The organism is Candidatus Nanosynbacter lyticus (genome assembly GCF_030253515.1).
Taxonomy (GTDB): Bacteria; Patescibacteriota; Saccharimonadia; order Saccharimonadales; family Saccharimonadaceae; genus Nanosynbacter; species Nanosynbacter lyticus_A.
In genome coordinates this window covers 676,331-700,545 of record NZ_CP124549.1, presented here as the reverse complement: position 1 = coordinate 700,545, position 24,215 = coordinate 676,331, and the positions used below count along the sequence as shown (strand labels likewise).

Annotated in this window: 26 protein-coding genes and 1 tRNA gene; 24 read left to right on the top strand and 3 right to left on the bottom strand. The window is 52.4% G+C overall.

What is annotated here, in order from left to right; translation table 11 throughout:
* The first annotated feature begins 39 nt into the window (after nt 1-39).
* From NLML1_RS03785 to dnaK, 7 genes are all read left to right on the top strand, one after another.
* On the top strand, nt 40-912 hold the full coding sequence (locus NLML1_RS03785) for a hypothetical protein (protein ID WP_285441458.1): 873 nt from the start codon (nt 40-42) through the stop codon (nt 910-912).
* A 52-nt stretch (nt 913-964) separates the two neighbouring features.
* Nucleotides 965-1,684, top strand: a complete 720-nt coding sequence (locus NLML1_RS03780) for a guanylate kinase (protein ID WP_162454458.1) — start codon at nt 965-967, stop codon at nt 1,682-1,684.
* Complete coding sequence (locus tag NLML1_RS03775) at nt 1,685-3,085, top strand: LssY C-terminal domain-containing protein (RefSeq protein WP_285441457.1); 1,401 nt, start codon at nt 1,685-1,687, stop codon at nt 3,083-3,085.
* 43 nt (nt 3,086-3,128) lie between these two features.
* Nucleotides 3,129-3,839 carry a hypothetical protein gene (locus NLML1_RS03770; protein WP_285441456.1) on the top strand — a complete coding sequence of 237 codons (711 nt, stop codon included), beginning with the start codon at nt 3,129-3,131 and terminating at the stop codon, nt 3,837-3,839.
* Nucleotides 3,839-3,988, top strand: coding sequence for a hypothetical protein (locus NLML1_RS03765; RefSeq protein ID WP_162454456.1), 150 nt, complete (start codon nt 3,839-3,841; stop codon nt 3,986-3,988). Before NLML1_RS03770 ends, NLML1_RS03765 begins: the two co-directional genes overlap by 1 nt.
* Nucleotides 3,985-4,509: a nucleotide exchange factor GrpE gene (locus NLML1_RS03760; RefSeq protein ID WP_285441455.1), complete on the top strand. Its 525-nt coding sequence runs from the start codon at nt 3,985-3,987 to the stop codon at nt 4,507-4,509. The genes NLML1_RS03765 and NLML1_RS03760 overlap by 4 nt, the downstream gene beginning before the upstream one ends.
* Before the next feature lie 142 nt (nt 4,510-4,651).
* Nucleotides 4,652-6,544: a molecular chaperone DnaK gene (gene dnaK, locus NLML1_RS03755; RefSeq protein WP_285441454.1), complete on the top strand. Its 1,893-nt coding sequence runs from the start codon at nt 4,652-4,654 to the stop codon at nt 6,542-6,544.
* A 45-nt stretch (nt 6,545-6,589) separates the two neighbouring features.
* On the opposite strand, the gene NLML1_RS03750 is transcribed toward dnaK, so the two are convergent.
* Together NLML1_RS03750 and NLML1_RS03745 are read right to left on the bottom strand one after the other, a co-directional pair.
* The gene (locus NLML1_RS03750; protein ID WP_285441453.1) at nt 6,590-7,336 is read right to left on the bottom strand and encodes a hypothetical protein; all 747 of its coding nucleotides are present in this window, start codon (nt 7,334-7,336) and stop codon (nt 6,590-6,592) included.
* 92 nt (nt 7,337-7,428) lie between these two features.
* Nucleotides 7,429-7,971: a class IV adenylate cyclase gene (locus NLML1_RS03745; protein WP_285441452.1), complete on the bottom strand. Its 543-nt coding sequence runs from the start codon at nt 7,969-7,971 to the stop codon at nt 7,429-7,431.
* 82 nt (nt 7,972-8,053) lie between these two features.
* Between NLML1_RS03745 and dnaJ the strand changes: the two genes are divergently transcribed.
* The 13 genes from dnaJ (at nt 8,054) to NLML1_RS03680 (ending at nt 18,527) form a co-directional block, all read left to right on the top strand.
* Complete coding sequence (dnaJ, locus tag NLML1_RS03740) at nt 8,054-9,169, top strand: molecular chaperone DnaJ (protein WP_285441451.1); 1,116 nt, start codon at nt 8,054-8,056, stop codon at nt 9,167-9,169.
* Between the two features lie 41 nt (nt 9,170-9,210).
* Complete coding sequence (locus tag NLML1_RS03735; protein WP_285441450.1) at nt 9,211-10,713, top strand: tyrosine/phenylalanine carboxypeptidase domain-containing protein; 1,503 nt, start codon at nt 9,211-9,213, stop codon at nt 10,711-10,713.
* 169 nt (nt 10,714-10,882) lie between these two features.
* Nucleotides 10,883-11,170 carry a hypothetical protein gene (locus NLML1_RS03730; protein ID WP_285441449.1) on the top strand — a complete coding sequence of 96 codons (288 nt, stop codon included), beginning with the start codon at nt 10,883-10,885 and terminating at the stop codon, nt 11,168-11,170.
* 11 nt (nt 11,171-11,181) lie between these two features.
* Entirely contained in the window at nt 11,182-11,406 is a 225-nt protein-coding gene (locus NLML1_RS03725; RefSeq protein WP_285441448.1) for a hypothetical protein, read from the top strand.
* A gap of 340 nt (nt 11,407-11,746) precedes the next feature.
* Nucleotides 11,747-12,253, top strand: a complete 507-nt coding sequence (locus NLML1_RS03720) for a putative ATP-dependent zinc protease (protein ID WP_285441447.1) — start codon at nt 11,747-11,749, stop codon at nt 12,251-12,253.
* Nucleotides 12,254-12,255: 2 nt separating this feature from the next.
* Complete coding sequence (locus NLML1_RS03715; protein WP_285441446.1) at nt 12,256-13,173, top strand: RimK family alpha-L-glutamate ligase; 918 nt, start codon at nt 12,256-12,258, stop codon at nt 13,171-13,173.
* Between the two features lie 24 nt (nt 13,174-13,197).
* A complete protein-coding gene (locus NLML1_RS03710; protein WP_171279539.1) occupies nt 13,198-13,686 on the top strand; it encodes a DUF192 domain-containing protein in 489 nt (162 codons plus the stop codon).
* Nucleotides 13,687-13,691: 5 nt separating this feature from the next.
* Nucleotides 13,692-14,174 carry a hypothetical protein gene (locus NLML1_RS03705; RefSeq protein WP_285441445.1) on the top strand — a complete coding sequence of 161 codons (483 nt, stop codon included), beginning with the start codon at nt 13,692-13,694 and terminating at the stop codon, nt 14,172-14,174.
* Nucleotides 14,175-14,243: 69 nt separating this feature from the next.
* Nucleotides 14,244-14,320, top strand: a tRNA-Lys gene (locus NLML1_RS03700).
* Nucleotides 14,321-14,418: 98 nt separating this feature from the next.
* The gene (locus NLML1_RS03695) at nt 14,419-15,873 is read left to right on the top strand and encodes a ComEC/Rec2 family competence protein (protein ID WP_285441444.1); all 1,455 of its coding nucleotides are present in this window, start codon (nt 14,419-14,421) and stop codon (nt 15,871-15,873) included.
* Nucleotides 15,874-16,033: 160 nt separating this feature from the next.
* On the top strand, nt 16,034-16,837 hold the full coding sequence (locus tag NLML1_RS03690) for a hypothetical protein (protein WP_285441443.1): 804 nt from the start codon (nt 16,034-16,036) through the stop codon (nt 16,835-16,837).
* 34 nt (nt 16,838-16,871) lie between these two features.
* On the top strand, nt 16,872-17,753 hold the full coding sequence (locus NLML1_RS03685) for a hypothetical protein (RefSeq protein WP_285441442.1): 882 nt from the start codon (nt 16,872-16,874) through the stop codon (nt 17,751-17,753).
* A 57-nt stretch (nt 17,754-17,810) separates the two neighbouring features.
* Nucleotides 17,811-18,527 (top strand): YebC/PmpR family DNA-binding transcriptional regulator, encoded by a 717-nt coding sequence (locus NLML1_RS03680; protein ID WP_285441441.1) that lies wholly within the window; start codon nt 17,811-17,813, stop codon nt 18,525-18,527.
* Between the two features lie 172 nt (nt 18,528-18,699).
* Here the strand turns inward: NLML1_RS03680 and NLML1_RS03675 are convergent, their stop codons facing one another.
* A complete protein-coding gene (locus tag NLML1_RS03675; protein WP_285441440.1) occupies nt 18,700-19,011 on the bottom strand; it encodes a hypothetical protein in 312 nt (103 codons plus the stop codon).
* On the opposite strand from NLML1_RS03675, the gene NLML1_RS03670 reads away from it, so the two are divergent.
* From NLML1_RS03670 to ruvA, 4 genes are all read left to right on the top strand, one after another.
* Nucleotides 19,004-20,539, top strand: a complete 1,536-nt coding sequence (locus NLML1_RS03670) for a lamin tail domain-containing protein (protein ID WP_285441439.1) — start codon at nt 19,004-19,006, stop codon at nt 20,537-20,539. The genes NLML1_RS03675 and NLML1_RS03670 overlap by 8 nt on opposite strands.
* 74 nt (nt 20,540-20,613) lie before the next feature.
* Nucleotides 20,614-21,096, top strand: coding sequence for a crossover junction endodeoxyribonuclease RuvC (gene ruvC, locus NLML1_RS03665; RefSeq protein ID WP_285441438.1), 483 nt, complete (start codon nt 20,614-20,616; stop codon nt 21,094-21,096).
* Between the two features lie 7 nt (nt 21,097-21,103).
* Nucleotides 21,104-23,530, top strand: a complete 2,427-nt coding sequence (locus tag NLML1_RS03660) for a transglycosylase domain-containing protein (RefSeq protein WP_285441437.1) — start codon at nt 21,104-21,106, stop codon at nt 23,528-23,530.
* Nucleotides 23,527-24,105 (top strand): Holliday junction branch migration protein RuvA, encoded by a 579-nt coding sequence (gene ruvA, locus NLML1_RS03655; RefSeq protein ID WP_285441436.1) that lies wholly within the window; start codon nt 23,527-23,529, stop codon nt 24,103-24,105. Before NLML1_RS03660 ends, ruvA begins: the two co-directional genes overlap by 4 nt.
* The last annotated feature ends 110 nt before the right edge of the window (nt 24,106-24,215 follow it).

The window sequence follows — 24,215 nt, the reverse complement described above, 5'->3', positions numbered from 1 at the left end:
TTTCGGTATCGACATCTCCCAGGGGATGGGGTGGCGCTGATGAAGTTGATGAAGCTATTCAAGAAAGCTCGGCTCGGTAACCGTCGTAAGGGCGAGGTGTCAGATGTTGACGCGGAAGCATCAGTGTCGCGTCAGCGCCCGGTGGCTACTTCAGTACCCGCCGCATCTCCCACATCACCCGCGCCACGTTCTCCTCACTCCGCTCCGGCTCGGCGTCATAGTATTCAGCGGCAAACTGTAGCCGCGCAGCCAGCTCGTCCTTCGGCTGCGTCTCGCGTTGTACCGCCGCAACCTTCTACTCATTTACCTCGCTCGCGTTCTACCGCTCCTCAAAAGACTCCCGCTCTCAATCCACCGGCTAAACCTCACCCTAAAAAACCAGCAGTCTTTCATGACATTATGCCGCCGCGTGGTGTCCAGCGCTCGCGAAGTGCATCATTTACCAAGCTGTCCGTCAAGCCCCAGCCGCCGAAGTACGCCCTCTCACCATCACGCGCTTCACTGATCAAGCCCACTGCTTCGGCGCCGGCCCCGGCCAAGCGCCCGCTCAACAAACTTTCTTCCGTCAAGGCTCAGCCAGTCAAGCCGCTCTCATCACATCCGCCGCACCCGCCGCTGACGAAGCCACCGTTTTCATCTCAGCCTTCGAGCCCGACTCGCCCGCTCAATCCTGCAGCGGCCGCACCTCGTGCTAATGCACCACGCACCGACACGCAATCGACTGTCAAGCGCCCACTATCCCAGCCGCACCAACTGCCAACCCAGCCAAAATTACCGCCGCAGCCAAAGGAGCTGACCCACCCGCAAGTCACTGCTCATTCCCGCGCTCACATCGCTGTGCCGTCTCGCCGCCATCCTCAGCTAGCGCATCGTCCGCCGCATATTCGGGCGATGGATATGGTACATAGATAAGAAGTCGCAGCTGCTCCCGGAAGCTTAGTCAATAATCTGGTATAATACTCATATGTCAGATCTTGAACGTGTCATCAGGGAGTACCAGCCGACCGAAGCGGCCGTAGCGCTGGTGCGAGATACTAAAATTGCACTGCTAACCGGTATTTCCGGCGCGGGCAAGGATACGATTAAAAGGCGGTTATTGCGATCGCCGTCATTTCGTGATATCGTGTCGCACACCACGCGGGAGCCGCGGGCAAATAACGGTCAGCCAGAGCGCGACGGCATCGATTATCATTTTATTGATCAAGCAACCGCACTGACCATGCTCGAACGCCATCAGTTTATTGAGGCCAAGTTCGTTCACGGCAAGGTGTATGGCACCTCGACAGCCGAGCTGCAATTGGCGCACGATCATCAGCAAACGGCGATCACTGATATTGACGTACAGGGCGTGGCTGAGTATGAGCAATTGGCGCCGGGCTGTATCGCTATCTTTATCGTACCGCCGGATTATCCGACATGGCTGGAGCGATTGAAGCAGCGGTACGTAACGGAAGCAGAGTTTCAAGCGGCCTGGCCGAAACGCCGCCAGTCGGCCATCGCTGAGCTCAGTCATGCGCTGGAAGTGCCGTATTACCACGTGATTATCAATGATGATTTGACCCGAGCAGTGCGGGTTTGCGGCGAGATTATTGAGCGCGGTGACGTGTTTAATCGGCGTGATGACGAGGCGCGGTTGATAGCGCGGGATCTCCTTGATTATTTGATGGGTGAGGACACGGTCTAGATGGCGACGAAGAAGTCGTCGTTTTCGCTCAGGCGACCATTTTGGTCGCTGTCAGGGTTGCTTGACCAGATCTTTTTCTTATTAGCCGGTGCGGCGTCGTTCTGGCTGGCGTGGCTGGTGTGGCGTGAGGGCTGGCATTCGGGTGGCTGGTGGATGGTTGGGCTGTTTGTGGTAGTGTGGCTGATTACGGCTTACTTGGCACTGCCGCGGCTGCATCGTATCCTGAGCAGCTTGTATGTGCCGAATTATTTCATCGGGCGAACGCGGACGGCGGACGGGCTGCTCGGTGATCCTGTCAATCTGGCTTTGCGCGGCTCGGAGGCGCAGGTCCATCAAGCGATGACCGCGGCTGGCTGGACGTTAGCGGAGGAAATAACCGTGCGTTCATCGTGGCGGATGATGGTGGCAATATTGACGCGGCGTAGTTATCCGCAAGCGCCGGTTTCGTCACTATTTCTATTTGGGCGGCGGCAAGATTTTGCCTACCAGCAGGAGGTTGACGGTAATCCCGGCAAGCGCCATCACGTGCGTTTCTGGCGTTGCCCACAGGGCTGGCTGCTGCCGGGCGGTCATCAGGTGGATTGGCTGGCGGCGGGAACATACGACAAGAGTGTCGGTCTTAGCTTGTTTACCCTACAAATCACCCATAAGGTTGATGAGAATACTGACATCGAGCGGGACTATATTGTCCAGTCGGCGCTCAAGGCACGCGCTTCAATCGAGGTGACTACCTTGAAAGATTTTTCCACCGGGTATCATTCGCGCAACGGCGGCGGCGATACCATTCAGACCGATGGCGATCTGCCGGTACTTGAGGTCGAGCGAGTGCGCGCCAACAAGTCCTTGATAGAGGAGCGCGACGAGGTGATTCTCGATGCTACTTCGCACGAGGTGATGCCAGTGGCGCACGATACATTGATACAACAATTTTGGAGTCGGCGGCCGCCACAGATCGCGTTTGGCGTGGTGGCGATGTTTGCGGCGCTGGCGGTCAGTATCATCAATACCGTTGTTGAATTACTTGCGATTGACCAATTTCATAGCCAGACGGTGGCTGAACTGATGGTGGACGGTCAGGTGAATGACGCGGCGGTGATTGCTAATTGGCTGATTGGTTCGTCAATTGTCCTCGGCGCAGTGTGGGTGATCACGACTATCGTGCTGGTGAGTCGGACATTTAGCGGTAGCAATCGATTGCGGCTGGTATTGATGATGATATCCGGGCTGGCAGTTATCGCTAATTCATTCACCTTGACCATCGGCAAGATAACCTGGTCGACAGCCAGTACGCTGCTGTTCATCGGACTGAATATTGTAGCGGTGCTAATGTTTTCGTCAGACGCCGCCCGGCGATTTACGCGGGCGCGTAGCCAGGCCAGGCGCGCGGCAAGGTCGCATTAGCACTCGCTTGCGATGAGTGCTAGATTCATGCTACAATGAGCCTATGACCGAACGTCAACAAGCGATTTTAGCCGCCATTATTGAGCAATATGCCGAGATTGCGGCGCCGGTTGGCAGCGTGACGCTAGCCAAATTGTTTGGCGTATCCAGCGCCACCATTCGCAGCGAAATGGCCAAGCTCGAGGAGATGGGTTTTATCGAGGCGCCGCACACCAGCGCTGGGCGCATTCCTACCGATAAGGGCTATCGATTGTACGTCAATGGCATCACCGACGCGCAGATGACCGAGCTGCCGAGCGGTATCGATCGCAGTGCGAGAGCGATCGAAGCGCATGTCAATTCGCACGTTGATACGTCCGACCGAGCAATTCGTAGCGCCGTTGACAGCTTGGTGGAGTTGACGGGTAACTTTGGTTTTGCGTCGTTTGGTACGCACTTGTATATGAATGGCATGACGCAGCTGTTTTCTCAGCCAGAGTTTGTCGAGGGCGGACACGTGCAGGCGATTGCCGGGTTGATTGATAATATCGAGCCGTGGCTGCATGAAGCAGCGCCGAACCAGCCGCTGAATGTGTTTATTGGCAGTGAAAACCCGATTGGTAAAAGTAGTGGCGCTACGCTGATTATTAGTAAATTCCGCTCGCAGTTTAGTGATGATAGCTATATCGGTGTCATCGGCCCGACGCGGCAAAATTACCGCCGAACGATGGAGCTGGTTAGGCGAACCGGTGCGATGTTAGAGGAGGTATTGTAATGGCTGAATGGATTGGCGGACTACTGAGCGGCTTGCCAACGTGGCTAGTAGTGATTATTTTGATTATTATTTTCATGGCTATGGTAGTGTCTTTTCCCTGTACGTATGGCGACGAGCCGTTTTGGCCGTTTAGAAGGAGGAAAAAATGACGAAGAGTAAGGCTAAAAAAACTGAAGATTTGGAGCAGCAGTTGGGCGAGTTGACGTTGGATTTGCAGCGGACGCGGGCGGATTTTGAGAACTACCGCAAGCGTGTCGAGGCGGAAAAACAGTCAGCGCATCAAATGGGTCAGGCTAAGTCAGTGATGAAATTGTTACCAGTGATTGACACGATTGAGCGAGCGATTGCCAATGTGCCGGAGGAACTAGCGGATAACGCCTGGGCGAAAGGTGTGGCTGGCCTGAATAAACAGCTTGATAAGCAACTGAAAGAAATCGGCCTCGAGCAAATCGACGCTAAACCCGGCACAGTATTTAATCCTGAACTACACCAAGCTATTCAATTTGACGAATCAGCAGAAGGCGACAAAGAAGTGATTGCTGAGGAACTACGTGCTGGCTATACACTAGACGGCGTAGTAATTCGCGACGCGATGGTTAAAGTGACGCGCCAGTCATCGGAATCACCGCAGACGAATGTCAGGGTAAACACTGACACATCAGAGAAATAACTGGTTGTCACAAAATAAATTAGCACTCTTGACACGGGAGTGCTAATTATTTATACTGAAATAGTTGGCACTCGTTAATAAAGAGTGCTAAAATGGATATAAGCAAAAACCAGATGTGATCAAAACAAGAAAGGGGAATCATATGGGTAAAATTATCGGAATCGACCTCGGTACAACCAACAGCGCCTTTGCGTACATGCTGGCGGGTAAGCCGGAAGTCATCGCTAACGCCGAAGGTAATCGTACGACGCCATCAGTGGTAGCGATTAATAAAAAGGGCGAACGCTTGGTTGGGCAAGTAGCGCAGCGTCAGCGTGTGACTAATCCAAAGAACACAATTTATGGTGTCAAGCGCTTTATTGGCCGTAAGTTTGATGACAAAGAAGTCCAAAAAGACCGTGGCCTCATGCCGTTTAAGATCGTCAAGAAAGGTGCGGGTGTGGCCGTGGAAATGGGTGGCAAGGAATACACGCCAGAAGAAGTTTCAGCCATGATCCTCGGCAAAATTAAGGCCGATGCCGAAGCCTTCCTGGGCGAAAAAGTCACCGAAGCAGTTATCACTGTGCCAGCCTACTTTGACGATTCGCAGCGTCAAGCCACCAAAGACGCCGGTAAAATTGCTGGCCTGGAAGTTAAGCGCATCATCAATGAGCCGACGGCCGCTGCTCTGGCGTACGGCCTGGAGAAGGGTAAAAATGACGAAACCATCGTGGTGTTTGACCTTGGTGGTGGTACCTTTGACGTTTCCATCCTGGAGCTCGGCGACGGTGTGTTTGAAGTGAAAGCCACGAATGGTGACACCCACCTGGGTGGTGAAGACTTTGACAATGTCATCGTTAATTACTTCCTGGATGACTTTAAGTCTAAAGAAGGCATCGACCTACGTAAAGACAATGCAGCCATGCAGCGTCTAAAGGACGAAGCCGAAAAGGCTAAGAAGGAGCTATCAACAGTCACTGAATACGAAGTTAATATTCCGTTTATTACCGCTGACGCTGACGGGCCAAAGCACTTTGAATTGAGTCTAACGCGGGCGAAGTTGGAAGATTTGGTGAAAGATCTGTTGGCGCGTCTTGACGGTCCAGTTGAAAAAGCACTCAAAGACGCTAAATTGTCAAAATCTGACATCCAAAATGTTGTTATGGTTGGCGGTATGACCCGGATGCCAGCAGTGGTCGAGCGGGTGAAGAAGCTGTTCGGCAAAGATCCAATGCAAGGTGTTAACCCAGACGAAGTGGTGGCTGTCGGTGCAGCTATTCAGGGCGGCGTGTTGGCAGGCGACGTCAAGGATGTGCTGCTGCTGGACGTGACGCCGTTAAGCCTTGGTATTGAGACAATGGGCGGTGTGTCGACCAAGCTGATCGAGCGTAACACCACTGTACCAACCAGCAAGAGCGAAGTGTTCTCGACGGCTGCTGACAATCAGCCGCAAGTGGAGATTCACGTCTTGCAGGGTGAGCGCGAATTCGCCAATGACAACAAGAGCTTGGGTCGATTTGTGCTTGATGGTATCGCACCAGCGCCACGCGGCGTGCCGCAGATTGAAGTGACGTTTAACATTGATGCTAACGGTATCCTTAATGTTACCGCCAAAGATAAAGGCACTGGCAAGGAACAATCAATTACCATCCAAAACTCTGGCAACATGAGCAAGGAAGATATCGAAAAAGCCCAGAAAGAAGCTGAGCTGCACGCTGACGAGGATAAGAAAAAGCGCGAAACGGTTGACGCCAAGAACCAGCTGGAAAACGCTATCTACCAGGCCAAGAAAATGCCGGATGAGTTTAAGGACAAGATCTCTGACGACGATAAAAAGGCGATTGACGAGGCGGTCAAAGAAGCAGAAAATCACAAAGATGCTGACGACAAGGATGAACTAGAAGCGGCAGCCAAAGCACTGCAGGACGCTATCATGCCAATTGGCGCCAAAATGTATCAGCAAGCTGCTGAGGACAACAAGGCTGGCGAGTCGAAGGACGACAAAAAGTCTGACAAAGACGAGCCAGTCGAGGGCGAGGTGGTTGACGAGAAATAACAGAGTCTGATGTAGGCTAATATAATACCCCAAGTCTCCGGGGTATTATATTTTTCGCTGGACGACACAGTTGAGTGGTGGAATTTTGGTAGTCGGCGGCGTACGATCAACTACGACAAGATCTCGGACAAGGTGAGCGGTAAAAAGTTGATTAATCGCATAGATCATTGCATCTGTATAGCGCTTCTCATCTGGCGGCGGTTGGTAGTTAGGATGGCTAAAACCAGGCGTTGCCCAACAGGCGCTAACCTGCACATGACGAGTATCTTCACGCAGAAGAGATGGTGCTACGACCATGTCGGCGCAGATTAATGATTGAGTTGAATATGGCTGCTGGAGTGTCTGAGTGGTTAGGGCGGGCCGAAAATTACCCTCTTCACTGAGTGTAAGAAGCCATTTTCGCGACTTTGTTTCACATTGGCCATTGGTGATCTTCACGAGAGTGTTATACGGCAATTCCGTATCACCACAAAAACTGGGTGTGCCGACCATGAAGTCGGCATTGGGTAGATCGTGTGAAATCTCACATAGCTGCAAAATCCTCTCGCCAATTTCTTGTCGAAATCTTGCCACTTTCTCAAATGGTATATCAGTAATGGTTATCAATTCTGGACTAATGACTTGTCCTGAAACTTTGCTTGGCAAATTTTCGATATGATCTAGATAATCTTCCCATGTCTGAGCTGATACACCCGTCACTAGCTCGTCGTCTGAGTTAGTGAAATTAAACACCCCATTCTGGCGATACCAGGTGATTTCAAGATTGGGACGAGGTATTGTGCGGAAGAGCATAGTAACTTAAATATAACAATAATATATAGTATGTCAAATCACAACTATACTAAATACAGACTGGGCTAAAGAAAGGTCAGTGTAGAAGGGTCCTATGTCGCTTGAATATCGTTACCATGCTCCAACAAGTCACTATACGAGCCAACGACTAAATCTATAGCCCTGATACCAAGTTCACGCATGTAGTATGAGCATTGTTGCTCCAGTTCCTTGGCGTTTCGTTTGCCGTCGGTATCAATAGCTTCAATTTCGACAAAATTCCCGAGATCCTTAACGGTGTCGATATGAAACTTGATATTGTCGATGAAGTAAATCTCGCGCTGCTTATCGACGATGACACGCACACCAAGCGCCGCTGTTAGCACCTCACCAATAGTTGAGTCCGGTGCCACGGGTGATAAGTTGATAGTCGATTGCTTCGGCCCATCGGTATCGGCCCGCTGATAAAAGATCAGGTTATTTTCGATCGGCCCCTGGCGCAATTTCAGGCGCCCCTCGGGTACATCAAAATACGTGTCAATTTGATGCTCCGTCTCCTTAAAGTCCGCGCCATGCTCACGCAGATGGTGGCGCACCGCCTCTTGATCGGCACACCGAGCCTTGATTTCTGAATTGATAATTGCTGTCTGTTTCATAGCACCTCTTCTATGCTCAGTATAGCACGGTTAAGGCTAGCACTCTTGCATGTCGAGTGCTAAAAGCGTATAATGAACACATATGAGCAAGCGCGATTATTATGAAGTGTTAGGCGTGTCGAAAACTGCTTCTGAGGATGAGATTAAGAAGGCTTTTCGTAAAGCAGCGGTCAAGTACCATCCCGACAAAGAGGGCGGCGATGAAGCTAAATTCAAAGAGGTCAACGAGGCGTATGAAGTCCTAAAAGACAAACAAAAGCGCCAGCGCTACGACCAGTTTGGTCATGCTGGTGTCGGCGGCGCAGCAGGTGGTGGCTTTGGCGGCAATCCGTTCGAAGGATTTGGCGGTTTTGGCGGGCAAAACGTGCAGTTTGACTTTGGTGGTGATGGCGGTATGTTTGGCGATATTTTCAGTCAATTTTTCGGTGGCGGCGCGACTGGTTCACGGGGTGGTGCGCGACGCGGTCGTGACGTTGAAACTAATGTAACTCTGAGTTTTGAAGAGGCGGTGTTTGGCACAGAAAAGAACTTGAACATAACCCTAGACGCTGAGTGTGAACATTGTCATGGCGATGGCGTCGAGCCGGGCCATAGCTTAAAAACCTGTGAGGACTGCAAGGGTTCTGGTCAGCAGACTCGCGTCATGAACTCGATTTTTGGACAAATTCAGCAAGCAGTCACCTGTCCGACCTGTCACGGCCGCGGCAAGATTCCAGAGCAAAACTGTTCAGTCTGTGGCGGTAAGGGTACGACTCGCCAGCGCCAGGAGATCACGGTCAAGATCCCAGCTGGTATTGATGATGGCGCGACGATCCGCCTGCATGGTCGTGGCGAAGCTGTTCAAGGCGGCCCGCGCGGCGACCTATACGTTCACATTCGTGTCAAGGCGCATAAGAAGTTCACTCGTGAAGGCGACATTATCCTGTCAGAAGAGCATATCTCGATGGTTGATGCAGCGCTGGGAACGGAAATTGATGTGGAAACCGTGGATGGCACCGTGCGGATGAAAATCCCAGCCGGCACCCAGTCGGGGACTGATTTTAAGTTATCAGACCACGGCGTGCCGCACTTGAGAAATGACGAACGCGGCCCGCACATCGTCGGCGTCATCGTCGATACGCCAACCAAACTGAGTAAGAAGCAGCGAGAACTACTGGAACAGTTTGATGGTGCGAGGAGGCGCGGACTGTTTTCGTAATACGTACTTGCTTTTTTGCATAAATATGCTATCATGAAAAAATGAGTATAGTGCTCGAAATGGTACCGCGCCAACCGCGAACGATTGAAGAGATTATTAATCCTCACAATCTTCCTGAAGCCGGGTTTCAGTCGTATACAGAACTTGTTAATAATGCGCTCGATCAGCGAGAGGACTTTATCGCTGGGAAGTTTCGTAATCCTCGCTTTGAACACCGGCGTCTTCGCGATATGTCGGCACTAGATAAGGGTGTTATAGCACTTGGTCGAGCTCGTGAAGAGGCGACTGATCGTGAGCCTGACTCAGTATCCCGTGAGGCGATTGGTTCGTCGCTTGCGTTTCGCATGGCGGAAATGGAATATGTGAAGTTGCTCGGTCAGCTAGAGTTTTTACATCATGAAGGGGGAAATCAAGAAGAGTTGAGTGAGGTGCAGGAGCAAGCTCGACAGCTTGGTCATGAATTATACGGTCAGCCGCAGCCAGAGATTCGTGATGCGGCGCTTAATGAGCTGTGGAATATACTAGACGGCAAAGCCTATCACCCGACCGCACAGGTTTTGTACGATGAGTTAGCGAATGGCTTTAACTGGCAGGACCAGGTAATACCGGCGATGCTCCGTGCTGAAGATGATGAAGCACGACTTCCTCGCTTTGAGGATAATCAGGCATTGGAGTGGGCTGGTGAGCAGATTATTGAGCACAATGCTGATATTCAGGCGCTGGTGCAGGAGTTATGGGGCCAGAAAGTCAAAGAATGTGGTGAAGAATATGTATGCGGTCCAGCTGATATCGTCGAAGCGTTTCAAGCAGTGATCAATCTGCGCGACCCTGATCATACCAGCGGCGTAACGGTGAAGCTAGTAGAAAATAAGACTGCGCTATCTTGGGAATCTCCAGAGATGGCAGTGGTAGTTGGTGGGAAGCGAGCGCCGATCAAGACAAGTGATGAGCTGTTTCGTAAGGTACTACACGAATTTGGAGTACATGGGCAGCGTTCAATCAATGGACTGAAGACAAAGCTATCGGTCCTCGGGATGGGTTTGTTCACTGATACTCCACGACCAGATTACCTGACCTTTGAAGAGGGGCTGGCGACGACGGTTGAGGAAATGATTGGTGATACTGTGCCGAAATGGACAGCTGCAAAACTTGGCCACTACATTAATATCTCGCTGGCGGAGCAGGGTGCAGATTTTCGCACGGTGTTCGAGACAGCGTGGCGATATCGTCTACTTGGGAAGTTAAAGGATAATCAAGAGGTGACGCAGGAGATGATAGATAAAGAGCAGCGAATGGCATATGGGTCCTGTGTAAGGATCTTCCGTGGCACGCAGCCTGATATGGCGGACCGCCAGCCTGGGGTAGCGCCACTAACCTTTAATAAAGACCTCGCTTATCTTGAGGGGCGTGTTCTGGCAATGCGACATTTGGAGAGTCTATACGCTAATCAGGACGTTGATGGAGTTACTCGTCTCTTTGCTGGTAAGTATGATCCAACCAACCCCAGGCAGCAAGAGTTGATGATGAGGGCGCTTGCAGCGTAGGTACAAGAAGGGTATTCTTATACAAGATAATAGAGGTACTATCACTGTATGACAAATCAACTACAAGGGACATCACTTGCAATCTATAATGAACTAAAGAAGCGCAGTATCCCGGTAGCCGGCTATAAATCCGGGGGCGTCGTGTATTACGTTTCGTTACGCAGGTCGCATGCGATTTATAATGGGCAGCTCACCAGATGTGTCTAATGGTACTGGCCGATCAATTTCTGATAACAAAGAGCTGACTGATAAGCTTTTGGTGCAATCGGGTGAATTTGAGCAATGGCCAGTGCCTTCAGTGATAGTGGGTGATATAGCTGTTGCCGAGCAGTTTTTAGAGGAGCAGGGTGTGGTAGTGGTGAAGCCCATTGATGCCACACATGGGGATGAGGTGACGACAAATATCCGCCGTATAGATGAATTGCAAGGGCAGTCAAGCGAGCACAACAATATGTAAGGAAGGGAGGTGTGCTGCTGCAGCGTCACATTGAGGGAAATGATTATCGGCTTATTGTGATAGACGGTGAGGTGGTTGCAGCAATTCAGCGCTGTCCCGCAGAAGTCTGGGGCGATGGGGTGCATACAACTCGTGAGCTGATTGACCTGGATAATATGACAAATCCTCGTTGCGGTCAGCTACCTCATGAAAAGTCCATGAATCTAATTGACCCAGAGGCCGTGCGGGCTTTTTGAGCGATGTTGAGTTGCGATGTATTCCATCCGATGGGACACGAGTACAAGTAACTGGTGTAGCGAATATTTCTAGTGGTGGCTATGCGCTAGAGTGCCTCAATAAAGTACCGAATGAAGTGAAGCAGATGGCTGTGCGAGTTACTGAATACTTCGGCCTGTTTATCTGCGGTGTTGACATTATAGCTCCCGATAATTTCCGAGGGTTGAAATAAATGCATCCTCGGGCCTTATGCCGTACTATGATCCACTTGTCGGCATGCCTGCTAATGTTCCGGCTGTCTACAAACGAGCAGCTTCGTAGCTTGACTGATGTAGGTTTTTAGATTATAGTATATGGTGCATGGCAGCACAAAAAACCATCATTGGTCGAAATGTGAAGGTGGACTTTGGTCGGCGGGCGGTTAATGTGCCGGCTAAGGTTGACACCGGTGCGGACGGCTCATCAGTGTGGGCGAGCAATATTCGTGTTGATAAAGACGGTGTCTTGAAGTTCTCGCTATTTGGTAAAGGCTCACCGTATTATAACGGCAAGGTGTTTCGGCGTACCGATTATTCGGTAGCGATGGTTAAGAGCGCCTCTGGCCATGAAATTATAAAATATCGGACACATTTTACCATTATATTGGCTGGCAAGAAGATTAAAGCGTTATTTAGCCTGTCTGATAGGGCTGTGCATAATTTTCCAGTGCTAATTGGACGACGGACATTAAGCGGTAAGTTTTTGGTTGACGTAAGTATGAATGAAGTAAGGAACCAGAAGAAATCACAGACTATAAGGCTAAATAAAGAACTAGCTAAAAATCCTCACAAGTTTTATAAAAAATACCATAAACCAAAGGATACGTAGTTATGAATATTGCGATTCTATCTAACGGTAACATCAACTACTCCACCCTTCGCCTCAAGGAAGAAGCTGAAAAGCGTGGTCATCGAGTTAAAGTTATCAAGTATAAAAATTGTTATGTGTCAATTGATGAGCGGCATCCAAAGGTTATTTATCGCGGCAGGGAAATCGGTAACTTTGACGTGTTCATCCCGCGAATTGCTAGCTATATGACGCGCTACGGGACGGCAGTGCTGCGGCAATTGGAAATGGCGAATCCGCAAGCATTTTTTATGAATCGGTCTATCGCCATCAGTCGTTCGCGCGATAAACTACGATCGGTGCAGCTGCTGGCCCGGGCTGGGGTGTCGATCCCAAAGACGGTGTTCTCGCGCAATGAAACGGATATCGATGTACTGCTGGATGAGATTGGCGGTACGCCGGCGATTATTAAGCTGGCGCGCGGCACCCACGGCAATGGCGTGGTACTGGCGGAGACAATTAAAGCCGCTAAGTCGGTTATGCAAGCGTTTTACCTCAGTGATTCTGACGGCACAAACGTGCTACTACAGGAATTTATCAAGGAGTCGGCTGGCACCGATATTCGGGCATTTGTGGTCGGTAGTCAAGTGGTAGCTAGCATGAAACGACAGAGTTTAGATGATGACTTTCGCAGTAACTTACATAAGGGCGGCGAGGGAACCGCCATTAAATTAACGCCTGATGAGCGAAAGATGTGCATCAAAGCTGCCAAAGCCATGGGTTTGGTAGTGGCCGGCGTCGACTTCATGCGCTCGAACCGTGGGGCGCTGGTATTAGAAGTGAATGCCAGTCCAGGATTTGGCATCGAAAAAGTCACGGGCCGCAATGTGGCTGGTCGAATCATCGACTATATTGATCGCAACGCCAAGCGCGGTAACAAAAAAGATAAAGTCGGCGCCTGAAGCTAAACTTGCTATAATGGGAGTATGAATGCGAAGTCGGCGTCGATAGTGCAGCGGATCATCGTTTGGGTGATCGTGCTCGGCGTGTTGGCCGGGATCGGCTACGGCGTATGGGCGGTGACGCGCCAGATGAATAAAACGTACACGACGGTTGACATTGGCAAGGGTACGTTTCGAGTAGAGGTCGCTGATACGGACGAGACGCGGGCGCGAGGCTTGGGCGGTCGGCAGGAGCTGGGCAAGAGCGAGGGGATGTTGTTTGTGGCCGAGAAAGACGGTGATATACCAATGTGGATGAAGGATATGCGTGTCCCGATTGATATCATTTGGCTGGATGCCAAGAAAAAGGTCGTGCATGTCAAGCGTGATGTCTGGCCCGATAATGAGCCGCACGAAGTGTATCACACACCAGTGCCGGCGCGGTACGTGTTGGAGCTGCCGGCAGGTAGTGCCAAGGAACACAGCATCAAACCGGGCGTCACCGCGCGGTTTACGACGGAGGGGAAGCGATGAGTGTAATGTTGTTATTTGGTGGCGTGGCCGTGGTGGTGACGGCCTTGGCTTTTGTGTTAAATCGGCGATTTGGCGTGTTGGCGCTGGCGCTGGCGGCTGGTGCATTGCTGGCGGAGTTATGGGCGGAGTGGCTGGCCGGGGTGATCGGCGGGCTGGGCGTCAGTAACGTAGCAGGGCTACCGAATGGTGTCGTGGCGACGATTATCCTGACGGTGGGGCCGCTGGTACTATTATTAATCACTGGGCCAAAGGGACATGGCAAGTTGCTACGGCTAATCTCAGCAATATTGATCGGCGTCTTAGCAGCGGCGGTGCTGGTGCGGCCGCTGGGCAAGTTTATGACCTTGGACGCGGAGGCGATGAAGACGTACAAATTGCTAAGCGACTGGTGGTACTACGCGGCGACCGTTGGGCTGGTGGCCGGTCTGGTTGACATGAGTGTGCCGCTCAAGGTCAAGGCACCTGCTGCCAAGAAAACAAAGCGTTGAAAACGCCGTCCTTCTGTGATAAAATGTGAAAAGTCGCGTTCTCGCTTTGTTGCGCTGCGCGTCATGTGCGGGCCCATAGCTCAGCTGGTTAGAGCACCTGCCTTTTAAGCAGGGTGTCCCGGGTTCAAGCCCCGGTGGGCCCTCCAAGTGGAGTACAATCCTAGTTCATGAACTAGGATTTTTTATTGTATCCATTTCAGGTGATTTGATGTAAGTCTGGCCGCACTTCGCGTATACTAACTATATGAAGTCTCTCGGCCTCACCCAGCGTTTGCATGTGTCGTGGCTGTTGGCGGCGGCTGGTGTCGGCATCGTTATCGGTGTTATCAGCGTGATGCGAGCGCCGTACGGGCTGTTTGCTGGTTGGATGTGGTTGGGGGCGGGAATGGTATTGGCCCTAGCGTCGCTCGTTGGGGCGCGGCGCTGGCTGGTCGTAGTAGCTCTAGTCGGTGGGGTGCTGGTTGGGCTGTGGCGAGGTAGTGTGGGGCAGATTGGCCTGGAGCACTATCAAACGCTGATCGGTCAAATGGTACGGCTGAGCGGGCGGGTGCTGGAAGATCCTGATGTTGATAAAAAGGGGCAGACAGTGCTGCGCCTGGGTGATATCATGAGTAATGATCGGCGGCTGCCTGGCAGTGTCTGGGTGGTGACGAGGCATAACCAGGCGATTAAACGCAGCGACGTGGTCACGGTTCGGGGCGCGCTGACCGATGGGTTTGGGGCGTTTGCGGCGCGGATGTCACGGGCAGCGGTTGAACGAGTGACGCGCGAGCAACCGGGTGACGTGGCGGTGGGCGTCCGTGACTGGTTTGCGGAGCGGGTGCGGCGGTACGTGCCGGAGTCGGAGGCGGCACTGGGCCTCGGGTTCTTGATGGGCTTGCGGCGGGCATTGCCGCTGGAATTGATGACGGCGCTGCAGGTCGCAGGTTTGACGCACGTCATCGTAGCAAGTGGCTATAACTTAACAATTTTAGTGCGGCTGGCGCGGCGACTGTTCGTTCGGGTGTCGAAATATCTGGCGGCGCTGAGCGCTGGTGTGATGATCATTGGCTTTATGGCGATGACCGGCCTCAGTCCGAGCATGTCGCGGGCCGGGCTGGTGGCGGGCCTGAGCCTAGCCGCGTGGTATTATGGCCGGACGATTCATCCGCTAGTGCTGCTGCCGGTCGCTGCGGCGATGACGCTACTTATCAATCCACAGTTTGGCTGGAACGACCTCGGCTGGCAATTGAGCTTTGCGGCGTTTAGCGGGGTGATTATCCTGGCGCCGCTGCTGCAGCGATACTTTTTTGGTGCGAAGCCGCCCGGGGTGATCCGGCAGATTATCGGCGAGACGGTGTCGGCCCAGATCATGACGTGGCCGCTCTTGGTGGCGTCGTTTGGCGTGATCAGTAACGTGGCACTGATCGCGAATATACTCATTTTGCCATTGGTGCCGCTAGCGATGCTACTGACCTTTGTGGTTGGTGTGTGCGCGGATGTGCCGGTGGTGGCTGGGCTCGTCGCTGCGCCGACGACGTGGCTACTCCAGTATATAGTCGGCATCGCCACGTGGCTGGCGGGGCTGGACTGGGCGCAGCTGGAGGTGAACTTGAGCTGGCTGTGGGCGGTCGTGGTCTACCTCGTCATTATCGGGGCAATGTGGTGGATGCGGCGACAGACCGGGCTGCGACTGCGTGAGAGTAATGTGGTTGAGTAGCGTGGACGATTGTGGTAGGCTATCCCGCTCATGCTTGAGGAAACCTGATGGATGTACTACTATGGGTTCATTCAGCTAATCACTCGGGGTGAGTGAGCACGGGTTTGGCCCTCGGGCGGCTGGTGAGGCAACTATACATTACTTAGTTCGGAGGAGTGAAATGAATGAAAAGTGTATGCGAGGTATTCTGGAAGGCATGCAGGCTGATGTTGCACGTATTGACGCGAAGGGCGAAGCTTTTCAGCGGGAGTGTGAAAAGGATAAAGAGCGTCGGATAGAGATGGGGAATGAAGCACTACGAAGTGCGGTGACGGGCTACCTGCTTCCTAAGCATGAGCAGTTTGAACTTGCTGTAGAAAAGATAGATATGGAGATCCTTAACGTAATTAGTGCATTATCAGCGCTAGACTATGAGAAAGACAAGACCATTAGGCAGATGGACCAAGAGAGGGAGAAACTAGGTGTTGATTTGTCATTTTTGAGATTTGCGCGAGGTATCGCCGAATCCGCAAATCGTGAACGGAGTGATCTAATAAAAGATCTAACACAGGGCATAGGAGGAGATGATTTGGCTTGGTATAATGATCCTGAGAGTGGTCGTTCAACATATTATTCAGTGCTAACAATTGATGAGAGTTTGCGCGACAAAGAGGAGGGGGGTTTTCCGGACCGCTATGGCTGCAGCACAATAGTTCCTATACTCTATCTTGGTAAAGATTTCAAAGAGCTTAAAAGCGAAAGGCCCGGAAAGTGGAAGGAAGACGAGGATCGTAGTAAGACTAAAGAAAGGATCGCCTGTAAGCTAGCAGAATTCACTGAGAAGGGTTTGATACCACCAGTTTCTATTAGGCTATACCCGGACTCACCATTCGATATTGACTTTACCTATTGTTTTGGGTGGCCTTTTGGCAAGCTTAGGCCAAATCGCTGTTTCATCATAGCCGTAGAGGCTGAATGCTTCTGATGTCATACGGTTCAATAATTTTGGGAGGAGAGCAGTGAGTATAGATAGAATAGATGGAAATAGCGGCGATCAAGGTCCAATGGATTTATGGGAGAGGCTAGCGGCCGTATCGAATAATTATGGTGAGCAACGGTCTAGCGGGGTTGAGGGCTATAGTGATGCACAAGACGATGAGACGCAGGAGCTGGGCGGGCCAATGACACCTCGGCAGCTAAACGCAATATGTGATGAAATTACCAAGGTACGTAATGAGTACCTGGAAGAAGTCACTAGGCAGCGCGCTGAGAATAAGGCCCCGACAGACGGAGAGGACCTGCACACTAAGGAAGCAGTACAGACTGCTCAAGCCGCAATTGAAGAAAAGTACTTAGAGAGGATGCGAGAGGTAATAGTGCCTCTTGTTGAATCCGATAAGCTTAGCGATGCAATTATGTATCAGTTTATCGGTGACTTGAATATGCGGCGAGGACAGGCTGGGTTGAACTCCTATGAGATAAGCGTATCGGATCTTGTGGTGGGGATTGCTGAGGATAATTCTCGGCGTCGAAAAAAGGTTTTACGGAAGGTTATGGATCTCGAGCACGATGATTCCGATATCTGGGTGTCAAAGTTAGATGAATCACTTCCCAAGGCATATTTAGTAGGTTCTGATGTGACTTTGCCAGAGGACGCCCACTGTCCTGCCATACAAGTCCCATTGGGTATTTTGCAGCAGAATAACGACAACGCGGCCGTGGGATATGTCGCAGGGATGCTGGGTTTGTATGTCCATGAGGGGATCATCTCCTCTCAATATGGGTTGCGCATTAAGGACGAAAAAGCCTTCAATGATACACCCGTTAAAGGGGTATATATAGAATCAGATTGCGGCGGCTTTACCTTTCCAGAAAACACCACTGATCGGCTCGACAGTTAACCCCTCGCCCGTTTTCTGCTATACTAAAAGAAACGAATTTTCTGGAGGTATGGACACATGGCAGGACATAGTAAATGGGCGACGACGCACCGGCAGAAGGCGATTGTTGATGCGAAGCGTGGTGCGATTTTCACGAAATTGGGTAATCAAATTGCGATCGCGGCGCGTGGCGGTACCGATCCGACATTGAATGCAAGTTTGGCAATGGCCATTGAAAAAGCCAAGGCCGCCAACATGCCGAGCGCTAATATCCAGCGGGCGATTGACCGCGTGGCGGATAAGAGCGCGGCGGCGCTAGAGGAAATTACCTATGAAGGCTACGGTCCGGGCGGTGTCGGTATCATCATCGAAACAGCGACCGACAATCGTAATCGCACGTTGCCGGAAGTAAAAACCGCATTGGTGAAGAACGGCGGACGCATCGCTGACGCTGGTAGCGTGGCGTTTCAGTTTACTCGTAAGGGCGTGATCACCGTGGCGGGTACGGGCGAGGAATTGCTCCTCCAGATTTTGGATGCTGGCGCTGAGGATGCGGTCGAGGAAGACGGCGAGATCATTGTTTACACGGAGCTGAAAGATTTGGCGAGCGTTAGAAATCAGTTGGTTGAGCAGGGTTTGAGTGTGAAAGACGCCGAGCTGCGCTACATTGCTAATACGCCAGTTGAGATCGCTGATACGGAAACCGCGCAGAAATTGATGAAGGTGGTTGATGCGCTGGACGACTTGGACGACGTGGTGAATGTGCATACCAATGCCGATATCACTGCGGAGTGACCTGCGTTTAGGCCATGTATTGACGGTATATCGAGCGCCCCTAGCGGCGCTCTTTTGCGTTTGGGAGGAATTTCTTTTACAATATAATCAGCCAACATAAGCCAAGCAGGGAGTTCACAATGAAGGTTTTGACCCGCCTACTACTTATGTCAACGATAATTGCGCTGGTGTTTCAGCCGGTGGTGGCGTTTGCGAGCGACTCCCCACCAGAGGCCGCACCTCCTGCTAGCGGCTCGACACCGGTTGCGCCAACCCACACGCCCGCGCCGCGCCCAGCCAATCCAGCACCCAGCCCGACCAGGCCATCAGTCCCAGCAGTGGCTACACCGGACACGACTTCTGGCAGTACGTCTGCATCTACGTCTACGCCTGCTCCGTCGATGCCACCCAGAGATCCATCGACACCCACACCAGTTAAGCCAACGCCTTCCGAACCTCCTGCGCCACCAGCTGCGGCTCGTACATCGGCTAAACTCTTGATCACTAAAATTGGCCTCGATACAGCGCGCGGCGCGTACGTCGAACTCTACAATCCGTCGCCAGGGCCAGTCAATATCGCTGGCTGGACGCTGCAGTATGTTAACCAAAAGGGGCATGTGACAGTGCTTAAAACAATATCGACTGACCTAATGGTGCCGGCGGGCGGGGCGTTGGTGGTCGGTGATAGCCGGCTACCTGCCGAGCAGGCCGACCTGCGGTTTGATAGCCAGAAAGTACTGGCAAAAACCGGCGGCTCTGTCAAGTTGGTGATGAGTGATGGGCGGGTGTCGGATCTGGTCGGCTGGGGCACGGCATCAGAGCGCGAAGGCAGTCCGATTACGCTGGGCGGCAAGCTACACGCCTGGCGCTGCCAAACAAATGGCGTGGTGACTGATACGGATAATAACGTCAGCGATTTTTCGGTCGGTGAGGCGCCGCGTCTACGTGAACTGCCAGCGTGCAGTGAGCCTGACGAGCCGCGTCCGCCAGTTGATCCGACGCCACCGAGCAATCGCTGCAGCGGCTTGAAATTACATGAGATCGCGACCAACGTTGACGCGCCGTTTATCGAGATTATTAACGCCGGGACCAGCGACCTCGACCTCACGGGCTGCACCATTCTCGTGAAGGGTCAGGGCAAGCATAAGGATACGACCCATATATTCAGAAGTATTGAGCTGGCAGCCGGGGCGCTGCATGTCGTTCGGCTGGCAGAGACAAATCTCAAACTGACAAAAACCGGTGGCGGCGAGGTGTACGCGCTGGATGCTAGTGGCAATGAGATCGACCAGACGTCATTTACTGGCCTGGCCAAGGACTCGTCGTGGAGCCTGCTTGACGGGGAATGGAAGGTGACATTTTCACCGACGCCGGCTCGGCCTAATGAATTCAAGCAGTGGCCAGATTGCAAGGCGGGCTATGTGCGTCACGAGCTCACGGGTCGCTGCGTCAAGGAGCCGGTGGAGCCAGTGCCGACGCCGTGCCGTCCGGGGCAGTACCGTTCACCAACAACGGGCCGCTGCCGTAATATCGTACGCGAGCCGGAACTCGCGCCGTGTAAGCCCGGTCAGTATCGTTCACTAGAAACCGGTCGGTGTCGCAACATCGGCAAGCTCAAAACCCAAACGCCGTGTCGTGAAGGGTACTATCGGAGCGAGATAACCGGTCGGTGTCGGTCGATTGCAGCCACAGCCGCCAAAACCCTGAAGCCATGTCCCGATGGTAAGTTTCGTAATCCCGCTACCGGACGCTGTAAGAAAATTGCCGCTGATAGTGACGTGTTGAAGGAGTGTGCCGAAGGCTTTGAGCGCAATCCAAAGACAAAGCGCTGCCGCAAGGTCGCGCTGGCTACTGCACCAAAAACTGGCTTTGCACCGGAGCAGGTCAAGCAGGTGACAGGCGCGATGTGGGGCTGGTGGGTGCTCGGCGGCGTCAGTCTGCTGGCGGTTGGCTACGCTGGCTGGCAGTGGCGCTGGGAAATTGGCCGGGCTGCTACGCGGCTAAAACACGCCATCACGCGCGGCAAGCGATAACTCGGCGAAGTAGCTCGTCGAGGCAGCCGCTTGATTAATTATTACTGTCACCGGCCGGGTGCTATAATAAACGCATGAGAATTATTGGCATTGATCCGGGGACTGGTATCTTGGGCTTTGGTGTGATTGATGCGAAGCAGGGCGGCTACCGGCTGGTAACGGCCGGCGTGATCAAGACGCCCGCCCACACGCCGCTAGACGAGCGGCTGGCGGAGATTTTTGATGGCCTGACAGAGATTATCGCTGAGACTAAACCTGAGGTGATGTCGATTGAAAAATTGTTCTTTGCCCGCAATGTCACCACCGCTATTTCTGTGGCTCATGCTCGTGGTGTGGCGATGCTGACTGGACACAAGGCAGGCCTCGTGATCAGTGAATACACGCCGCTTCAGATCAAACAGACACTGACTGGCTATGGCAAGGCCGACAAAAAGCAGATTCAGGAAATGGTGCGCCTCAACTTAGGTCTCAGCCAGGTGCCCAAGCCAGATGACTGCGCCGATGCACTCGCGGCGGCCATCACCCATGCAGCGACGACGCGCCTTGGCGTGGTATAATTGATACATGGTGCAATTAGGCAAGGGAAAACGAGCTCCGATAAAGAAGCAACCACCGCACATGGGTCGGTATGCCAATCTCGGTCAAGTCAAGGCGAAATCTGGTAAATTACCGCGTCAACACAAACACTTTTTGTGGTTTTGGCGACTGAGTCGGCCGAAAAAAATTATGGTGTGCCTGCTACCAATTCTATTGTTCTTGATCATTGTGCCGATTGCTAGCTATTTTTATTATGCGCGCGATATCGGTGATCAGGAGCGGCTGATGAACCGCAATAATACCGGTATCGTGCTGACTGACGCCAAGGATAAGGTGATTTATAGCGTTGGTAATGCCGAGCGGCGGAACTTGGTGCAGCTCAAAGACATCTCTGAGAGTATGAAAAAGGCGCTGATCGCCAGTGAGGATAAAGATTTTTATAAGCACAGCGGCTTTAATATCTTTAGTATTTTCCGAGCGGCGATTACGCGGCACGGTGGCGGGTCGACCTTGACGCAGCAGTTGGTCAAGAATAACTTGCTCAGCAATGAGCATAGCTTTATGCGCAAATACCAAGAGCTATTTATGGCCATCGCCATTGAACAGAATTATAGTAAAGAGCAGATCTTGATGATGTACCTCAACTCAGTGTACTTTGGCGAAAATGCCTTTGGTATCGAGGAAGCGGCCAAGGTGTATTTCAATAAGTCGCCGAAGGATTTGACACTGGCCGAGAGCAGTATGCTAGTTGGTGTACTGCCGGCGCCAAGCCGCTATTCACCGATCAGCGGCAATGCTGAATATGCCAAGCAGCGCCAAAAGACGGTGCTCGGTCGGATGCAGACAGAAGGCTTCATCACCGAGGAGCAGAAGCAGCAGGCGGAAGCCACACAGCTAGCATATACTGGTGGCGGCGCGGCTCACACGAATTCCGCAGCGCCGCATTTTGCCGAGATGGTCATCAAACAGCTCAGCGACAAATATGGCTACGAAAAAGTCATGCGCTCGGGCTACCGCGTCAAGACCTCGCTGAATCTCGACACCCAACAGCTCCTCCAAGAGAATATCGCCAAACAAATGAAGCAGATCAATCGCCTCGGTGGCACCAACGCCAGCGGTATCGTCATTGATCCAAAAACCGGCGAGGTGCGGGCACTGGTCGGCAGCGCTGATTATAATAACGCCGAGTGGGGCAAGGTCAATATGGTGACCACGCCGCGTCAGCCCGGCTCGAGCTTCAAGCCGCTGTATTATGCGCAGGCGATGGCTGATGGCGCCATCACGCCGGCGACAGTTTTTGATGATAAATTGACTGACTTTAATGGCTACGTACCGTACAATGCTACCCGCCGCTGGAACGGCAAGGTGACGACGCGCAAGTCGCTCAGCTGGTCACTAAATATCCCAAGCGTTCTGATCATGCAAAAGTATGGCATTAATCGTTCCATCCAAGCGGCTAAGAAACTCGGCATTAGCACCCTTGATGAAAACAAAAATTACGGATTGTCACTGGCGCTTGGTTCGGCCGAGGTGCGCCTGAGCGAAATGACCAACGCCTACGCGGCCTTTGCCAATGGCGGCACGCAGTACGAATCGCTGAATCTCATCACCGAAGTCAAGGATAAGTTCAACAAAAACGCTTCGTGGAAAACAGCCAATACGCGTCAAGCCATTAGCCAGGGCGGCGCCTATCTCATCTCTAGCATTCTGTCGGATAATGCCGCGCGGGCAGGGATATTTGGCAGCAGCCTGACGGTGAGTGGCAAGACGGTCGCTGTCAAGACGGGTACCACCAATGATAACCGCGATGCCTGGACGATTGGCTATACGCCGCAATATGCGGTCGGCGTGTGGGTTGGTAATAATGACAATAAAGTCATGAACAGCGGTGGATCGGATGTGGCGGCGCCAATTTGGCGGGCGACGATGACCAAGCTGCTGGCGGGCACGAAAACTGGTTTTGACGTACCAAACGGCGTTGTCCAGCGAAGTGTCTGTAGTAGTAATGGCGGCCTCGCTGATGATTCCAGTCCCGGTGCTTACAAAGAATACTTCCTCTCGAGCGCCATCCCAACCGAGAAATGTGACCAAACTAAGTCAAAGATCGAGGTATGTAACCTCGCGACCAAGCAAATAGAGTCAATTTTTGAAGATCAGTTTGATGCCGCTAAATATTCCAAGAACGCTGCTGATTGTCGGCAGACGTCCACTACTAAGCAGATCACCGTCTGTGATCTAGCTACTAGGCGTCTCATCACCATCAGCGAAGACAAATTTGATGCGACGAAGCATTCGCGAAAGACTGCGTCGTGTGGCAGTACTGGCGATGACGACCAAAATCCAGGCGGCGGCAATGGCAGTGGCGGCGGTAGCGGCGGCGGTTCAGGCGGTGGCAGCGGCGGCACTTCGCCCGGCCCGACCAATCCTCCGGGCGGCGGAGACAGACGACCGTGATCGCCCATCTCTCTGGTATGATCGCTGAGAAGTTTGGCGCGGGCAGCATCGTGATTGACGTTCACGGCGTCGGCTATGAAGTTAGCGTATCGGCTGGTGATTTCGAGGCGGTGACGCTGGATCAAGACGCTAAGTTTTACACCTATCATCATGTGCGCGAGCAGGCGGAAGAATTGTTTGGTTTCTCGAGCCTGGCGGCAAAGAAGCTGTTTGAAATGCTAATCACCGTTCAGGGGGTTGGTCCAAAGGCCGCGTTAGCAATTCTCAGCCTCGGTGATGCGGAGCAGGTGCGTAATGCCATTGCCAACGCCGATAGCGCCTTCGTGCAAAAAGCTGCTGGCGTCGGTAAAAAAACTGCCGAACGAGTGGTGGTTGATTTGAGTGATAAGGTTGGTTTGCCGACGCAGTATGGTCGAGTAGAAACTATAGTCCAGACCGAACTGAACACCTCTGACGAAGCACTGGAGGCGTTGATGGCGTTGGGCTACACCTTGGCTGATGCTACCAAGGCGCTTGAGAATGTTGATGTTAATCTGCCGACGGCGCAACGAGTGACCGAGGCGCTGAAGAAATGAGTAGCGGTAGCTTTTGATACAGTCATTGACAATAAATGCAGCTAGTTATGCTGCAGCAGAGCAGCAGCGAGTGGTCTGTTTGCTATCTATCGAAGGGCTGTACGCGAAGT

What these genes read in the sequence shown, in the direction of transcription:
- NLML1_RS03785 (WP_285441458.1), top strand. Translation starts at nt 40, where the DNA reads ATGAAGTTGATGAAGCTATTCAAGAAAGCTCGGCTCGGTAACCGTCGT.
- NLML1_RS03780 (WP_162454458.1), top strand. Translation starts at nt 965, where the DNA reads ATGTCAGATCTTGAACGTGTCATCAGGGAGTACCAGCCGACCGAAGCG.
- NLML1_RS03775 (WP_285441457.1), top strand. Translation starts at nt 1,685, where the DNA reads ATGGCGACGAAGAAGTCGTCGTTTTCGCTCAGGCGACCATTTTGGTCG.
- NLML1_RS03770 (WP_285441456.1), top strand. Translation starts at nt 3,129, where the DNA reads ATGACCGAACGTCAACAAGCGATTTTAGCCGCCATTATTGAGCAATAT.
- NLML1_RS03765 (WP_162454456.1), top strand. Translation starts at nt 3,839, where the DNA reads ATGGCTGAATGGATTGGCGGACTACTGAGCGGCTTGCCAACGTGGCTA.
- NLML1_RS03760 (WP_285441455.1), top strand. Translation starts at nt 3,985, where the DNA reads ATGACGAAGAGTAAGGCTAAAAAAACTGAAGATTTGGAGCAGCAGTTG.
- dnaK (WP_285441454.1), top strand. Translation starts at nt 4,652, where the DNA reads ATGGGTAAAATTATCGGAATCGACCTCGGTACAACCAACAGCGCCTTT.
- NLML1_RS03750 (WP_285441453.1), bottom strand. Translation starts at nt 7,336, where the DNA reads ATGCTCTTCCGCACAATACCTCGTCCCAATCTTGAAATCACCTGGTAT.
- NLML1_RS03745 (WP_285441452.1), bottom strand. Translation starts at nt 7,971, where the DNA reads ATGAAACAGACAGCAATTATCAATTCAGAAATCAAGGCTCGGTGTGCC.
- dnaJ (WP_285441451.1), top strand. Translation starts at nt 8,054, where the DNA reads ATGAGCAAGCGCGATTATTATGAAGTGTTAGGCGTGTCGAAAACTGCT.
- NLML1_RS03735 (WP_285441450.1), top strand. Translation starts at nt 9,211, where the DNA reads ATGAGTATAGTGCTCGAAATGGTACCGCGCCAACCGCGAACGATTGAA.
- NLML1_RS03730 (WP_285441449.1), top strand. Translation starts at nt 10,883, where the DNA reads ATGCGATTTATAATGGGCAGCTCACCAGATGTGTCTAATGGTACTGGC.
- NLML1_RS03720 (WP_285441447.1), top strand. Translation starts at nt 11,747, where the DNA reads ATGGCAGCACAAAAAACCATCATTGGTCGAAATGTGAAGGTGGACTTT.
- NLML1_RS03715 (WP_285441446.1), top strand. Translation starts at nt 12,256, where the DNA reads ATGAATATTGCGATTCTATCTAACGGTAACATCAACTACTCCACCCTT.
- NLML1_RS03710 (WP_171279539.1), top strand. Translation starts at nt 13,198, where the DNA reads ATGAATGCGAAGTCGGCGTCGATAGTGCAGCGGATCATCGTTTGGGTG.
- NLML1_RS03705 (WP_285441445.1), top strand. Translation starts at nt 13,692, where the DNA reads ATGTTGTTATTTGGTGGCGTGGCCGTGGTGGTGACGGCCTTGGCTTTT.
- NLML1_RS03695 (WP_285441444.1), top strand. Translation starts at nt 14,419, where the DNA reads ATGAAGTCTCTCGGCCTCACCCAGCGTTTGCATGTGTCGTGGCTGTTG.
- NLML1_RS03690 (WP_285441443.1), top strand. Translation starts at nt 16,034, where the DNA reads ATGAATGAAAAGTGTATGCGAGGTATTCTGGAAGGCATGCAGGCTGAT.
- NLML1_RS03680 (WP_285441441.1), top strand. Translation starts at nt 17,811, where the DNA reads ATGGCAGGACATAGTAAATGGGCGACGACGCACCGGCAGAAGGCGATT.
- ruvC (WP_285441438.1), top strand. Translation starts at nt 20,614, where the DNA reads ATGAGAATTATTGGCATTGATCCGGGGACTGGTATCTTGGGCTTTGGT.
- NLML1_RS03660 (WP_285441437.1), top strand. Translation starts at nt 21,104, where the DNA reads ATGGTGCAATTAGGCAAGGGAAAACGAGCTCCGATAAAGAAGCAACCA.